The organism is Streptomyces sp. Act143 (assembly GCF_003143935.1).
Taxonomy (GTDB): Bacteria; Actinomycetota; Actinomycetes; order Streptomycetales; family Streptomycetaceae; genus Streptomyces.
The window spans coordinates 7,575,886-7,589,398 of record NZ_QFRX01000001.1 but is presented as its reverse complement, the minus strand read 5'-3'; the positions used below and the strand labels follow the sequence as shown (position 1 = coordinate 7,589,398).

The following is a 13,513-nucleotide window of genomic DNA, read 5'->3' as shown; positions in this document are numbered from 1 at the left end:
CGTCAAATTCCCGCCTGCCCGGCGGACGACGGGAATTTGACGACAGGCCCTAGGGCGAGGTGAGCTGCGAGGCCGACGGCACCTTCTCCGTCACCGCCGCGCCCGCGCTCCGCCCCGCGTCCTTCACCTGGTTGACGACGTCGTCGAAGGAGCCGACCACGCTCGTGTCGCCCTTGCGGAGCTTCGACGGGAGGTCCTTGAGGGCGTCGATGCCCGCGGTGAGCGGGGCGACCGCCTTGGCGAGGGCCGGGTCGCCCTCGGCGTTGCGGGAGGCGGCCTTGAGACGGTTGTAGGCGAAGGTGCCCGCCAGGCCCGCCTTCACCAGCGCCACCGTACGGCCGTCCGCGCCGCTCTTGAACTTCCCCGCCCGCCACGGCTTCACGATCCACTGGTACGTCGCCCCGGCCGCGAGCCCCGCGTTCGTCACGAACCGGGTCTTGGCGAACTTCTGCCGCTCGGCCGAGCTGGTGCCGGTCGGGGTGGCGGCGGCGCTGTCGTCGTCGCCACCACAGGCCGTGGCCCCGGCGAGCAGGGCGCAGCAGAGCGTCAGCGCCAGGAGCAGGCGGCGTATCGGTGCGGGCACGGGGGCCTCCGGGGGCGTTCGGGCAGGTCTCCCCTCAACTTCACCCCGGCCCGTGCGACCCGCCACCCGGGCGAACCCGTTCGGGTTTCATACACGGTTGAGCGGCAACCCGCAGGTTATGTCCCCTCGATATCGCAGCAGTGCCAACTCGGCCGGCACGGTCATAGCGATCGTCGCCGACATCATGGCCCTCATCCTGGGTCTGTGGATCCTGATGTACCTGCTGGACGCCAACCGGGCCAACGACTTCGTGCAGTTCATCCACGACGCGGCCCTGTGGCTGGCGGGCTGGTCGCACGACCTGTTCACGTTCGACGAGGCGTGGGCACGGGTCGTGGCGGGTTACGGGCTCGCCGCGGTGGTCTACCTGTTCGTCGGGCACGCCATCGCCAACCGCGTCCACCGGCACTGACCCGTACGCGCCCGCCTGCTCAGTCGCAGCAGTCCGGGTCCAGGCCGCTCGGCAGCTGCTCGCCGCCGAAGACCTGGCACGTCGCCTCGTCGCCGCCCAGCGCGGCGACCGCGAGCAGCAGCGACCCGGCCGTCCACGTCGTCAGTTCCTGCGGCCAGATCGCGTCGTCCTCGAAGACGTAGCCCGTCCAGTACAGGCCGGACTCCTCGTCCCGCAGGTGCTGGATGGACTGGAGGATCTCCAGGGCCCGGTCGGACTCGCCCGTCGCCCACAGGGCCAGGGCGAGTTCGGCCGACTCCCCGCCGGTCACCCAGGGGTTGGGGACGACGCAGCGCACGCCGAGGCCGGGGACGACGAAGCGGTCCCAGTCGGCCTCCATGCGGGACTTGGCCTCCGCGCCCGTCAACGCCCCGCCCAGGACCGGGTAGTACCAGTCCATCGAGTAGCGGTCCTTGTCCAGGAACCGTTCCGGGTGTCTGCGGATCGCGTGGCGGAGCGCTCCTACCGCCAACTCCCAGTCCGGCTGCGGCTCTTCGCGCTGTTCGGCGATCGCCAGCGCGCAGCGCAGCGCGTGGTGGACGGAGGAGGAGCCGGTCAGCAGCGCGTCCGTGGTGAAGGTGCCGTCCTCCTCGCCCTTCCAGCCGATCTGGCCGCCCGGCTGCTGGAGGCGCAGGACGTACTCCATCGCCGCGTAGACCGACGGCCACATGCGGTCCAGGAAGGTGTCGTCGCCCGTCGAGAGGTAGTGGTGCCACACCCCTACGGCGATGTAGGCGACGAAGTTCGTCTCGCGTCCCCGGTCGGTGACGTCGGCGAAGTCGCCGTCCTGGTACGCGGCGTACCAGGAGCCGTCCTTGTTCTGGTGCCGGGCCAGCCACTCGTAGGCCCGCTCCGCCGCCTCGTGCTCGCCCGCCGCGTCGAGGGCCATCGCGGCCTCGGTGTGGTCCCAGGGGTCGAGGTGGTGGCCGCGGAACCACGGGATCGCGCCGTCCTCCCGCTGCACGGCGAGGATGCCGGCGACGGTCGCGGCGGCCTGCTCGGCGGTCAGCACCCCGGGCAGGACGAGGTGTTCTGTCCGGGGAGTGGTCACTTGGCGTCCACCCGCGGCAGGTGCGGCTTGGTCGCGTACGCCACGAAGCTCTTGCCGATCAGGGGGTTGAGGGCCTGCTCGGCGACCCGGGTCGCGAGCGGTTTCTTCATGATGTCCCAGACCAGGAGCTTGTGGTACGCCTTCACCGGCAGCGCCTTGTCGTTGTCGACGCCGAACGCGCACTTCAGCCACCAGTAGGGGCTGTGCAGGGCGTGGGCGTGGTGGGTGCCGTACGGCTTCAGGCCGGCCTCGCGGATCTTGGCGAGCAGTTCGTCCGCCTTGTAGATGCGGATGTGGCCGCCCTCGACCTCGTGGTAGGCGTCGGACAGCGCCCAGCAGACCTTCTCGGGGCCGTAGCGCGGGACGGTGACGGCGATCCGGCCGCCGGGCCTGAGGACCCGGACCATCTCGGCGAGCACGCCCTTGTCGTCCGGGATGTGCTCCATGACCTCGGAGATGATCACGACGTCGAAGGACTCGTCCGGGAAGGGGAGCGCCAGGGCGTCGCCCTCCATGGCGGTCGCGGTGGCGCCCTCGGGTGCCTCGCCGGCCTCCTTCATCGCCGCGAACCACTTGGCGACCTCGCGGATCTCCTCGGCGTTCCGGTCCAGGGCGACGACCTGGGCACCGCGCCGGTAGCACTCGAACGCGTGCCGGCCGGCTCCGCAGCCGAGGTCCAGGACGCGGTCGCCCGGGGCGAGCGGGAACCGGGAGAAGTCGACGGTCAGCACGTGGCCCTGCTTTCGGAGGAGATGCCTGTCACAGTCACTGAGGCCGCGGAGCGGCCGGGGTGCGGGCCCGCGGAGCGGGCGATGGCCTCGCGGTACCTGGTCACCGTGCCCTCTGCGGCTCGGGCCCAGGTGAAACGGGCCAGTACCCGCTCACGGCCCGCCCGGCCGAGGCGGGCTCGCAACTCCGGGTCACCGAGGAGCCGGCCCAGCCCGGCGGCCAGCGCTCCCGCGTCGCCGGGCGGTACGGCGAGGCAGGTCTCTCCGTCGGGGCCGGCGACCTCGGGGATCGCTCCGCCGGTGGTGGCGAGGAGGGGGGTTCCCGTGGCCATGGCCTCCGCCGCGGGGAGGGAGAAGCCCTCGTAGAGCGAGGGGACGCAGGCGATCTCGGCCGAGCGGACCAGGTCGACGAGTTCGGCGTCGGAGATGCCCTTGACGAAGTCGACGGCGCCTTCGAGGCCGTACCGCTCGATGGCCTGGGCGACGGGCCCGTCCTCGGCGCGCTTGCCGACGACGACGAGGTGGGCGTCGGGGTGCTCGACGCGGACCTTCGCGAGGGCCTCGACGAGGTAGATCAGGCCCTTGAGGGGGACGTCGGCGCTGGAGGTGGTGACGATCCGGCCGGGGACCTTGCGCACGGACGCGTCCGGTCTGAACAGGTCCGTGTCGGCGCCGATGTGGACGACGTGGATGCGGTCGTCGCGGACGCCGAGGTGGTCGACGATCTCCTGGCGGGAGGTGCCGGAGACGGTCAGGACGGACGGCAGTCGGCGGGCGACGCGCTTCTGCATGCGGGTGAAGGCGTACCAGCGGCGGACCGAGTAGCGGCGCTGCCAGCCCTCGGCCGCGTCCAGCTCCAGCCGGCGGTCCACGGTGATGGGGTGGTGGATGGTGGTGACGAGCGGGGCGCCGACGTCGCCCAGCAGGCCGTAGCCGAGCGTCTGGTTGTCGTGGACGACGTCGAACTCGCCGCGTCTGGCGCGCAGATGGCGGCGGGCGCGGAGCGAGAAGGTGAGGGGCTCGGGGAAGCCGCCGGTCCACATCGTGGCGACCTCGAGGGCGTCGATCCAGTCCCGGTACTCGTCGCGCTTCGGGGTGCGGAAGGGGTCCGGGGAGCGGTAGAGGTCGAGGCTCGCCAGCTCCGTCAGGGACAACCGGCCCCGGATGTCCTCGATACCCTCGTCGAGGACCGGGTAGGGCTGGGAGCCGATGACCTCGACGCGGTGGCCGAGGCGGGCCAGTTCGCGGGAGAGGTGGCGGACGTAGACGCCCTGGCCGCCGCAGAACGGGTTCCCCTTATAGGTGAGGAGTGCGATGTTGAGCGGTCGCTCGCCGTCCGCGGCCGGGCCCTCCTGGGACCCCGCCTGACTGGCCTCAGCGGTCACTCCGGGCCCCCTTCTCCCTGCTGTTTCCCGCGAGACTACGACGGGACGGTAATCTAGAACAAGTTTCAGACTTGATCGTCCAGGAGGCTCTGAATCTACCGGCAGGTAGGGGCGGTGTGAGCAGTGGATCAGGTGATTCGCGCCACGGCCGAAGCCCCTGACATGCTGTGCGATCATTCGCCCTCACCGACTGTCACGGAACGGGACCCGACCCATGCCTGCGCAAGCCAAGCCACCGGCCAGACCGGTCAAGCCGGTCAAGCCGGTCAAGGTCGAAGCCGGTACGGCGCGGACCGACTCGCCGCCGCTCACCGAGCGGCAGGAGGCCCGCCGTCGCCGCATCCTGCACGCGAGCGCCCAGCTGGCTAGCCGGGGCGGCTTCGACGCCGTGCAGATGCGGGAGGTCGCGGAGTCCTCGCAGGTGGCGCTCGGCACGCTGTACCGGTACTTCCCGTCCAAGGTGCATCTGCTGGTCGCGACCATGCAGGACCAGCTGGAGCACATGCACGGCACGCTGCGGAAGAAGCCGCCGCAGGGCGAGACGGCGGCCGAGCGGGTCGCGGAGACGCTGATGCGCGCCTTCCGCGCCCTGCAGCGCGAGCCGCATCTGGCCGACGCGATGGTCCGTGCCCTCACCTTCGCCGACCGCAGCGTCTCCCCCGAGGTCGACCAGGTCTCCCGGCAGACCACGGTGATCATCCTGGACGCGATGGGCCTGGCGGACCCGACCCCCGCGCAGCTCTCCGCGGTCCGGGTCATCGAGCACACCTGGCACTCGGCCCTGATCACCTGGCTCTCGGGGCGCGCCTCCATCGCCCAGGTCAAGATCGACATCGAGACGGTGTGCCGTCTGATCGACCTGACGGCACCCGAGGAGCGGTGACAGCCGCCGGGGACTACCCGACCGGCTCCAGCCCGCTCCAGCTCCGCCCGATCACCGCCTGCGCCGCCCACCGCTCCAGCAGCCGGCGCGCCTCCTGCGGCGGGGCCGCGAGCGAGAGCTGCTGGGCGCCCGCCTCGACGCTGCGCTGCTGCTCGTGGCTGCCCTCGCTGCAACAGGCGCACAGCATCCGCACGCTGCTCGCGGGCTCGGCGCCGTAGCCGTGCTCGGTGAACAGCTCGACCAGTGCCTCCAGGTCGGCCGGTTCGCCCGCGGCGACGGTCACCTCCAGGGTGGGCAGTTCGGAGGCCTCGAAGAGCAGCAGCTCGTCGAAGACGGGGTAGGTCGTGCCGTCGACGATCCGCTCGCCGTTGGGCTGACCGTCGTGGAGGACGATCTCGCCGTACCGCCGGCCGCCGGTGACCGGCACGTTCACCACCCGGCCGCGGGTCGGGCACAGCCGCTCGATCCACACGACCTCCCGCTTGCCGTCGGTGTCGAGACGCACGCAGGCGGGTCCGAAGCGGCCGCTGATCTCGCCCTCGCCGTCGGGGAGTTCGATGCCGAAGCCGGCCCAGGCGTCCCGGGCGGTCGCCCAGTCGCGCCGGACCGTCGCCGCGATACCGAGGTTCCAGTACGCCGGGTCGCCCTCGCCGCGCGGCGAGCGGGCGGCGGCCTCGCGGCCGAGGTCGTACGCCTTCTGCCAGTCCCGCAGGAACTTGTGGGCGAGCGCGGCGTCGTACCACCACACCGCGCTGTCCTTCTCGTCCGGGAAGTGCGCGAGCACCTCCTCGAAGGCCTCGGCCGCGCGCAGCCATTCCTCGGCCTCCCATGCCTGGTACGCCTGCTCGATCAGCCGCTCGGCCTCGGACTTCCGCACGCTCACTCCCGCGATCTCCTGATGACGACCGCAGGAGCCTAAGCGGCTACTCCTCGGGCGGGAACACCGGCTCCCCGCTTCCCAGCACCGTGATCCTGATCGCCTCGACGGGGCAGTTCTCGGCGGCCTCCAGGACCTTCTCGTTGGCGTCGGTCTCCGGCTGGACGGGGTGGGACTGCATGCCGGAGTCGAGCTTGAAGGCGCCCTGGGAGCGGTGGACGCACTGCGCCGAGCCGATGCAGATCGAACGGTCGACCTCCACGTGCCAGCGGTCACCCATGGCAGCCTCCCTCACGCCTCCCAGCCGGCCGGCAGATGGATCATCTTGTGTTCGAGGTACTCGCCGTAGCCCTCCGGCCCGAACTCCCGCCCCAGCCCCGAGTTCTTGTAGCCGCCGAACGGTCCGAGCATGTCCAGGCTGAAGGTGTTGACGTTGTACGTGCCCGTCCGCACGCCCCGCGCGAACTCGATGCCGTGGGCCACGTCGGCCGTCCACACGCTGCCGCTGAGCCCGTAGTCGGAGTCGTTCGCGATCTTCGCGGCCTCGGCCTCGTCGCCGTAGGGCAGGAGGCAGATCACCGGGCCGAAGATCTCCTCGCGCGCGATCCGCATCGAGTTGTCGACGTCGCCGAAGAGGGTCGGCTCCACGTACCAGCCGCGGTCCAGGCCGGGCGGGCGACCGCCGCCGGTGAGGATCTTCGCGCCCTCCTCCTGGCCGATGCGGATGTAGTCGAGGTTGCGGCGCTGCTGGCGCTGGGCCACCAGCGGGCCCACCTGCGTCGCGGTGTCCAGCGGGTCGCCGACGACGAGGGCGCTCGCCGCCGCCGCGAAGGCGTCCGCGAACTCGTCGTAGCGGGAGCGCGGGAGGAGGATGCGGGTCTGGGCGACGCACGCCTGGCCGTTGTTCATCCACGCCGCCGGCACGACCCCGGCGACCGTCGACTCGACGTCCGCGTCCGGCAGCACGACCGCCGCCGACTTGCCGCCCAACTCCAGTGTCACGCGCGTGAGATGGCGGGCGGCGACCTCCATCACCCGCTTGCCCGCGGCCACCGAGCCGGTGAAGGAGACCTTGTCCACGTCCGGGTGCCCGACCAGGTACTCGCTGACCTCGCGGTCGGCGGGGAGGACGGAGAGCACGCCCTGCGGCAGCCCGGCCTCGCGGGTGATCTCGGCGAGCAGATACGCGTCCAGCGGTGACTCCGGCGACGGCTTGAGGATCACCGTGCAGCCGGTGAGCAGCGCGGGCGCGAGCTTGGCGGCGGCGACGAACTGCGGGACGTTCCAGGGGACCACGGCGGCGACGACACCGACCGGCTCGCGGCGGACGAGGATCTTCCCGAGGACTCCGTCGCGCTGCTCCTCGTACGTGAAGTCCCGGGCGACGGTGATCGCCGCGTCCCACACCATCATCGCGCCGAGCGCCTGCGCGAGGACGCTCCAGGAGTACGGCGACCCGTTCTCGGAGGAGATCACGCGGGCGATCTCCTCGTGCCGGGCGAGGATGCCGTCCTTGATGCGGGTGACGACCTCGATGCGCTCGTCGAGGGACATGCGCGGCCAGGGCCCCTCGTCGAAGGCCCGCCGGGCGACGGCGACGGCCGCGTCCACATCCGCCTGCGAGGCGTGCGGGACGCGTCCGATGACCTCCTCGGTGTGCGGGGAGATCACCTCGATGACGTCCGTGCCGAGGGGGTCGGTCAACTCCCCGCCGATGAACAGCTGTCCGTGTTCCACGAGCTCGGTCATGGCCGACTGCCTCCCCGGGGACTGACTCTGACGGCTCATCAGATAACGGAACTGATACCAGTTCTACTCCGATGAGTCCACAGGGCCGGAGGCCGGGAAGCACCGGGTCCGCGCCCGCGAGCGCCCGACCGGCCGGGTCGACTGGGCGACTTGGGCTCCCATCGAAACCCGTTCTAGTTATAGTGGCCTCGGCCGCGGGAACGCGGGGACGGGGGAGCCCATGACACCGGTCAGCCCACAGGTCAGCGACCACGGCGGAGGCGTCCGCTCGGTCCGGGTGCCCATCCCGGACAATCCCCTGGGCCACACCCTGGTGTACGTCGTCGACACCGACCGCGGCCCGGTGCTGGTCGACACCGGCTGGGACGACCCGGACTCCTGGGACACCCTCGCCGCGGGGCTGGCCGCCTGCGGCACCTCGCCCGCGGAGATCCACGGCGTGGTGATCACCCATCACCACCCCGACCACCACGGCCTGTCAGGCAAGGTGCGCGAGGCGTCCGGCGCCTGGATCGCGATGCACGCGGCGGACGCGGCCATCGTCCGCCGCACCGGCGAGACCCGCCCCGAGCGCTGGTTCGCCTACATGACCGCCAAGTTGATGGCCGCGGGCGCCCCCGAGGAGCACGTGGCCCCGCTCCGCACCGCCCGCCCCCGGCGGCTCCCCGGCTTCTCCCCCGCCGTCCCGGACCGCGAGATCGTGCCGGGCGAGCTCCTCCCGCTGCCCGGCCGCCGCCTGCGCGCGATCTGGACCCCGGGCCACACCCCCGGCCATGTCTGCCTCCACCTGGAGGAGCGGCACCCGGCCCGGCTGCCGGGCCACGGACGCCTGTTCTCCGGCGACCACCTGCTTCCCGAGATCTCCCCGCACATCGGTCTGTACGAGGACCCCGACAACACCACCGTCACCGACCCCCTCGGCGACTACCTCGACTCCCTCGAACGCGTCGGCCGCCTTTCCCCCGCCGAGGTCCTCCCGGCCCACCAGTACGTCTTCACCGACGCGCCCGCCCGGGTACGGGAGTTGCTGGCCCACCACGAGGACCGGCTGACCGGCTTGCGGGCCCTGCTCGTCGAACCGCTCACGCCCTGGCAGGTCGCCGAGCGCATGGAGTGGAACCGTCCCTGGGCCGACATCCCGTACGGATCGCGGAACATCGCCGTCTCGGAGGCGGAGGCGCATCTGCGGCGGCTGGTGAAGCTGGGGCGGGCGGAGGCGGTGGCGGGGAGCGATCCGGTGACGTACGTGGCGATGTGACCCGCTGCCCCGCCGAGGCGATTCCCCACCGGTGCGATCCCCTGCCGGTGCGATCCCCTTCCGGTGTGATCCCCTGGCTGCATGGACCCACTGGAACGGCTGCTCGCCGAACGTGCCTGTGAACGGCTGGTCATCGACTTCGTCCACCGCCTCGACCTCGGCGAACCCGGCTCCGTCGCCGAGCTGTTCACCGAGGACGGCTCCTGGGAGTGGCCCCTTCCCGCCGGGGACGGGCGGCGCTCCGTGGGCCGCGCGGCGCTGCGGACGTACTTCGGCTCCCGCCCGGCCGACCGCCTCTCCCGCCGGATCATGTCCAACATCCTCGTCACGGTCACGTCCCCGGACACGGCGACGGCGACCTCGTACTTCACGACGTACCGCGTCGACGGCCACGACGGCGGCGGCGCGCCGGTCCCGCCGGGGCCGCCGGTCCAGGTCGGTCAGTACGAGGACACCTTCCGTCGTACGGCGGAAGGTGGCTGACTGCTGGCCTCGCGCGTGCTGCGGCTGCCGTTCGGCGGGCCCACGCCTCAGGCGTCGTCCGGGGCGAGCGCGTAGTCCAGGCCCTCGTCGTACGACAGCGCCGCGCCCTCCGCGTACGCCTGCTCGAAGGCCGTGTCGCCCAGGCGGTCACGAAGGGTCTCCTCACGGGCGCGGCGGGCGGCGACGAGGCCCGGTGAGTTCATCTGGGCGCGTCCGAGGCGCTCCCACACCCGCCGGCTGACACCGTGCAGCCGGGCGGCGCGCCGGTCGTCCCCGCCGTCGACCAGGGCCGAGAGCAGGAAGTCGAGGCTCAGCGCCAGTCCCGTCGTGTTGTGCATCAGCCGCGCGGCCCGGACCCCGTCACGGGCGTGCGCCTGCGCCGCGTCGGTGTCACCCCGCGCCAGGTCCGTCTGCGCGATCATGCCGTCGAGCGCGGACCGCAGCCACTGTTCCCCGCACCGCTCGCTCTCCGCGCGGGCCGCCAGCGCCGTCGCGCGCGCCTCCCCGGGCCTCCCGCTGAGCAGTTGGGAGAGCGCCAGAGACGCACGCAGCTGCATCTGCCCGGCGCCGCGCCAGTCGACGCTCATGGGCCGCCGGGACACCCGGGACATCACGTCGATCGCCTCGTCCAGCCGGCCGTGCAGCATCGCGCCGCCGCCGATGGCGCACACGGCCGACTCGATCGCGACCGGGTCGCCCACCTCCCGGGCCGCGTCGGCGCAGCGCTCCGCGAAGTCCAGGCCCACCTCCACGTCCCCCTGCGAGAGGGCCACGACGGAGCGGGTCCACAGGGCCCGTACGAGATCCTGCCCCGGCGGGTGGTCCTCGGCGAGCACCCGGTCCAGGCAGCGCTGGGCGTCCCGCAGCATCCCGCAGTGCCGCCACAGAAAGCCGACGCTGCCCGCCATCTCCAGCGCGGCCGGCCGGCCGGGGGCGGCCAGAGCGTGGTCCATGGCCGCCCGGAGGTTGGCGTGTTCGGCCAGCACCCGTTCGCACCAGGCGACTTGGCGGCCGGAGTTCCAGTCGGAGCACGCCGCGCGCGCGAGCCGCCGGTAGTGGTCGCGGTGCCGCTGCCGTACGGCCTCCTGTTCGCCCAGCTCCCGCAGCCAGTCGGCGCCGTACTCGCGCACCGTGTCCAGCATCCGGAAACGGTCGGGGTCGGTGGGGTGCCGCAGCACGATCGACTGCTGGGTCAGCCGCAGCAGGACGTCCTCGACCTCGTCGGCCGGCAGCGGACCGCCGGCGCAGACCCAGGTGGCACCGGCGGCGGTGAAGGTGCCGGCGAACACCGACAACCTCGCCCACAGCAGGCGTTCGACCGGCGCGCACAGCTCGTTGCTCCAGCCGATGGTGGTCCGCAGGGTCCGGTGCCGTACGGGCGCCCTTCCGTCCGCGGTGACGAGCAGGTCGAGACGGGAGCCGAGTCGGTCGCCGAGTGCCGCGCCCAACTGCTCCAGGGTGTACGACTCCAGGCGCGCGGCGGCGAGTTCGATGGCGAGCGGGATGCCGTCGAGGAGACGGCAGATGTCGGTGACCCGGTCCCGGTCCGCGCCGTCGAGGACGAGAGCGGGGTCGACGGCGGCGGCTCGCTCTACGAAAAGGGCCTCGGCGTCGGACCGTCGGGCCGCCTTCGGGGCGTCGGACCGTTCGTCCGGCGGCACCGGACCGGACCCCGCGCCCACCGGCAGGGGCTCGACCCGGACGACCCGCTCCCCCGGCACGCCCAGCGCCTGCCGGCTGGTGGCCAGTACCCGCACCCCCGGGGCGGCGGCCAGCAGGTTCCCGATCAGCGTCGCGCATTCCGACAGCACCGGCTCGCAGGAGTCCAGGATCAGCAGCAGCCGTTTGTCCCGCGCCCACTCGCACAGCTCCACGGTGACCGGCCCCGTGGTCTGGTCGGCGATTCCGAGGGCCTCCATCACGGACAGCGGCACCTGTCCCCCGCCGCGCAGCCACGACAGTTCCACCAGCCAGACCCCGTCCGGGAACCTCCCCCGCGCCCGCGCCGCCGCCCGCGCCGCCAAGCGCGTCTTCCCCACTCCGCCCACTCCGACCAGAGTCGTCAGGCGTCCGCCTTCGTCACTCAATTCCGCCGCGAGAAGCGCGAGTTCGGTCCGTCGGCCGACGAAGTGGCGGGTGTCGGACGGCAGATTCCCCGGCTCGCGCGCATCTTGCTGACCCAGCACGCCGACCAGTGTGGCCGGGCCTGTCAGCGGCGTCTGCCGGACCGCCGGTCACGACAGAAAGATCACGGAAGTTGGGCAGTTCGTGGCATATTCCGACGAGATCCGCTCAATCTCCTCTGCGCACGGGGCGGACACGAGATATTCGACGCAATGAATGCCACGCTCACCCCGCCGATCGCCCTGGTCCTGCTCGGACCGTTCCTCGGTTGCGTGTGGCTCAGCGTCGGGCGCACCCGGCTCGTCAGCGCCCTGTCCGCCGCGCTCGGCCTGACGCTGGGCCTGCTGGAGGGCCCGCTGGCCTCCGCCGGGTTCGCCGTGCAGTACGGCGCGCTCCTCCTCGGCTGCGCCCTCGGCCCGTTCGCCGCCCGGCGCCGCACGGTCCTGGAGGCGGCGGTGGCCGAGGCCCGGGAACTGACCCGCCGCACCCAGCACCTGATCCTGCGGCCCATCTCCCACGATCTGGCGGGCACGCGCGTGTGCACGCGGTACCACTGTGCCGGCGCCGCCTCCGACTCCGGCCTCGCTTCCGCCTCCGGCTCCGGCTTCGGCTCCGCCTCCGGCTTTGGTTCGGGGATCGGCGGGGACCTGTACGACGTGGCGGTGACGCCGTACGGTCTGCGGGTGGTGGTCGGGGACGTCCGCGGCCACGGCACGGAGGTGCAGCGGCTGACCGCCGCGACGATCGCGGCCTTCCGCGAACTGGCCTACACCGCCCCCGATCTGCCCGCGCTCGTCACCGACCTCGACAAACGGATCACGCCCGACCTGAACGCGGAGGACTTCGTGACCGCCGTCGTCGCCGAGTTCGCGAGCGGCGAGGTACGGCTCGTCAACTGCGGTCACCCCGCTCCGCTACGGGCCGGACGCCACGTCGAGCTGCTCGAACCCGGCACGTACGTACCGCCGTTGGGGCTGCACCCGGACCCGCGGCAGTACCGGTTCCGGCTCCAGCCCGGCGAGCGCCTGCTGCTGTACACCGACGGCCTGACCGAGGCCCGCTCCGCCGACGGCACCCCGTTCCCGCTGCTCACCGAGGCCACCGACGCCCTGCGGGAACTCCTGCCCGACGAGGCGCTCGACTCCCTGTACGCCCGTGTCGTCGCCCACACCGGCAGCCGCCCCGCCGACGATCTCACCCTCGTCCTGTGCCAGCCGTCCGAGATGCCGGTGGCGGTGCCGTTGGCGATCAGGACAGGAACGTCCTGACCAAGTCCTCGGCGGCCCCGAGCAGTTCGGTCTCCCGCCGGCTCATCGTCGGGTTGTCCGCCCGCCGTCCGCGGGCTTCCCTCAGCCCTTCCTCCGTGAGGTCGGCCGGATCGGCCAGCATGGCCGCCAGCATCGCGCGGGCGGGCTCGGCGACCGGCTCGTCGCCGACGGCGACCTGGGCGAGGATCACCGCCGACATGCCCCAGTCGAGACCGGGGTCGCCCTGCTCGGCGTTGGCCCAGTCGATGACGTAGGGGCCGTCGTCGGTGAGCATCACGTTGTCCGGGTGCAGGTCGAGATGGACGATCCGGCCGGGGACGGCGTGCAGCCGCCGCAGCAGCCGGGCGAGTACGGCCCCCGCGCCCGGCGCGTCGATCCGCCCCGCCGCGAACGCCGCCAGCATGGTCGGCCCGTGCAGCCGCTGCATCACCAGGTCGGACGTGGTGGAGTCCTGCCGCCGCACCCGGGGCACCGGATAGCCGTGGGCCCGTACGTGCTCCATGACGGCCGCCTCGGCCGACGCGTCCGCGTACCCCTCCCGATCGCGCCGCAGCACCCAGTCCTGGTCGATCTCGTACACGTCGGACGCCCGCCCCGACCCGATCAGTCTCCCCGTGATCTCCATGCCGCCGAACCTACCCCCACCCCCCTCACAGGAGCCCCTCAGCCCGTT

The 13,513-nt window shown here is 72.4% G+C and carries 14 protein-coding genes; 5 read left to right on the top strand and 9 right to left on the bottom strand.

The window, feature by feature from the left end:
• Positions 1–49: 49 nt before the first annotated feature.
• The gene (locus tag DI272_RS34645; RefSeq protein WP_109499130.1) at positions 50–583 is read right to left on the bottom strand and encodes a hypothetical protein; all 534 of its coding nucleotides are present in this window, start codon (positions 581–583) and stop codon (positions 50–52) included.
• A 118-nt stretch (positions 584–701) separates the two neighbouring features.
• Between DI272_RS34645 and DI272_RS34640 the strand changes: the two genes are divergently transcribed.
• On the top strand, positions 702–995 hold the full coding sequence (locus tag DI272_RS34640) for a hypothetical protein (protein ID WP_109499129.1): 294 nt from the start codon (positions 702–704) through the stop codon (positions 993–995).
• Positions 996–1,014: 19 nt separating this feature from the next.
• Here the strand turns inward: DI272_RS34640 and DI272_RS34635 are convergent, their stop codons facing one another.
• Genes DI272_RS34635 through DI272_RS34625 form a run of 3 tightly spaced genes read right to left on the bottom strand, consistent with a single transcriptional unit; the run spans position 1,015 to position 4,198 of the window.
• A complete protein-coding gene (locus DI272_RS34635; RefSeq protein WP_109499128.1) occupies positions 1,015–2,085 on the bottom strand; it encodes a prenyltransferase/squalene oxidase repeat-containing protein in 1,071 nt (356 codons plus the stop codon).
• Positions 2,082–2,816: a class I SAM-dependent methyltransferase gene (locus DI272_RS34630; protein WP_109499127.1), complete on the bottom strand. Its 735-nt coding sequence runs from the start codon at positions 2,814–2,816 to the stop codon at positions 2,082–2,084. The genes DI272_RS34635 and DI272_RS34630 overlap by 4 nt, the downstream gene beginning before the upstream one ends.
• Entirely contained in the window at positions 2,810–4,198 is a 1,389-nt protein-coding gene (locus DI272_RS34625; protein WP_109499126.1) for a glycosyltransferase family 4 protein, read from the bottom strand. Before DI272_RS34625 ends, DI272_RS34630 begins: the two co-directional genes overlap by 7 nt.
• A gap of 214 nt (positions 4,199–4,412) precedes the next feature.
• On the opposite strand from DI272_RS34625, the gene DI272_RS34620 reads away from it, so the two are divergent.
• Positions 4,413–5,081: a TetR family transcriptional regulator gene (locus DI272_RS34620; protein ID WP_109499125.1), complete on the top strand. Its 669-nt coding sequence runs from the start codon at positions 4,413–4,415 to the stop codon at positions 5,079–5,081.
• Positions 5,082–5,094: 13 nt separating this feature from the next.
• On the opposite strand, the gene DI272_RS34615 is transcribed toward DI272_RS34620, so the two are convergent.
• Genes DI272_RS34615 through DI272_RS34605 form a run of 3 tightly spaced genes read right to left on the bottom strand, consistent with a single transcriptional unit; the run spans position 5,095 to position 7,707 of the window.
• Positions 5,095–5,958, bottom strand: a complete 864-nt coding sequence (locus DI272_RS34615) for a tetratricopeptide repeat protein (protein WP_109501208.1) — start codon at positions 5,956–5,958, stop codon at positions 5,095–5,097.
• Between the two features lie 46 nt (positions 5,959–6,004).
• Entirely contained in the window at positions 6,005–6,238 is a 234-nt protein-coding gene (locus DI272_RS34610) for a ferredoxin (RefSeq protein WP_109499124.1), read from the bottom strand.
• An 11-nt stretch (positions 6,239–6,249) separates the two neighbouring features.
• Positions 6,250–7,707, bottom strand: a complete 1,458-nt coding sequence (locus tag DI272_RS34605; RefSeq protein WP_109499123.1) for an aldehyde dehydrogenase — start codon at positions 7,705–7,707, stop codon at positions 6,250–6,252.
• Between the two features lie 220 nt (positions 7,708–7,927).
• Here DI272_RS34605 and DI272_RS34600 point away from each other — a divergent pair, with 220 nt between their 5' ends.
• Both DI272_RS34600 and DI272_RS34595 read left to right on the top strand, forming a co-directional pair.
• Positions 7,928–8,965: an MBL fold metallo-hydrolase gene (locus DI272_RS34600; protein ID WP_109499122.1), complete on the top strand. Its 1,038-nt coding sequence runs from the start codon at positions 7,928–7,930 to the stop codon at positions 8,963–8,965.
• A gap of 81 nt (positions 8,966–9,046) precedes the next feature.
• The gene (locus DI272_RS34595; protein ID WP_109499121.1) at positions 9,047–9,448 is read left to right on the top strand and encodes a nuclear transport factor 2 family protein; all 402 of its coding nucleotides are present in this window, start codon (positions 9,047–9,049) and stop codon (positions 9,446–9,448) included.
• Between the two features lie 47 nt (positions 9,449–9,495).
• Here DI272_RS34595 and DI272_RS34590 read toward each other — a convergent pair whose 3' ends face one another.
• Entirely contained in the window at positions 9,496–11,634 is a 2,139-nt protein-coding gene (locus DI272_RS34590) for an NB-ARC domain-containing protein (protein ID WP_109499120.1), read from the bottom strand.
• Positions 11,635–11,784: 150 nt separating this feature from the next.
• Between DI272_RS34590 and DI272_RS34585 the strand changes: the two genes are divergently transcribed.
• The gene (locus DI272_RS34585; protein ID WP_109499119.1) at positions 11,785–12,840 is read left to right on the top strand and encodes a PP2C family protein-serine/threonine phosphatase; all 1,056 of its coding nucleotides are present in this window, start codon (positions 11,785–11,787) and stop codon (positions 12,838–12,840) included.
• Here DI272_RS34585 and DI272_RS34580 read toward each other — a convergent pair.
• Positions 12,821–13,465: a phosphotransferase gene (locus DI272_RS34580; RefSeq protein ID WP_109499118.1), complete on the bottom strand. Its 645-nt coding sequence runs from the start codon at positions 13,463–13,465 to the stop codon at positions 12,821–12,823. The two genes, DI272_RS34585 and DI272_RS34580, sit on opposite strands and share 20 nt — an antisense overlap.
• Between the last annotated feature and the right edge of the window lie 48 nt (positions 13,466–13,513).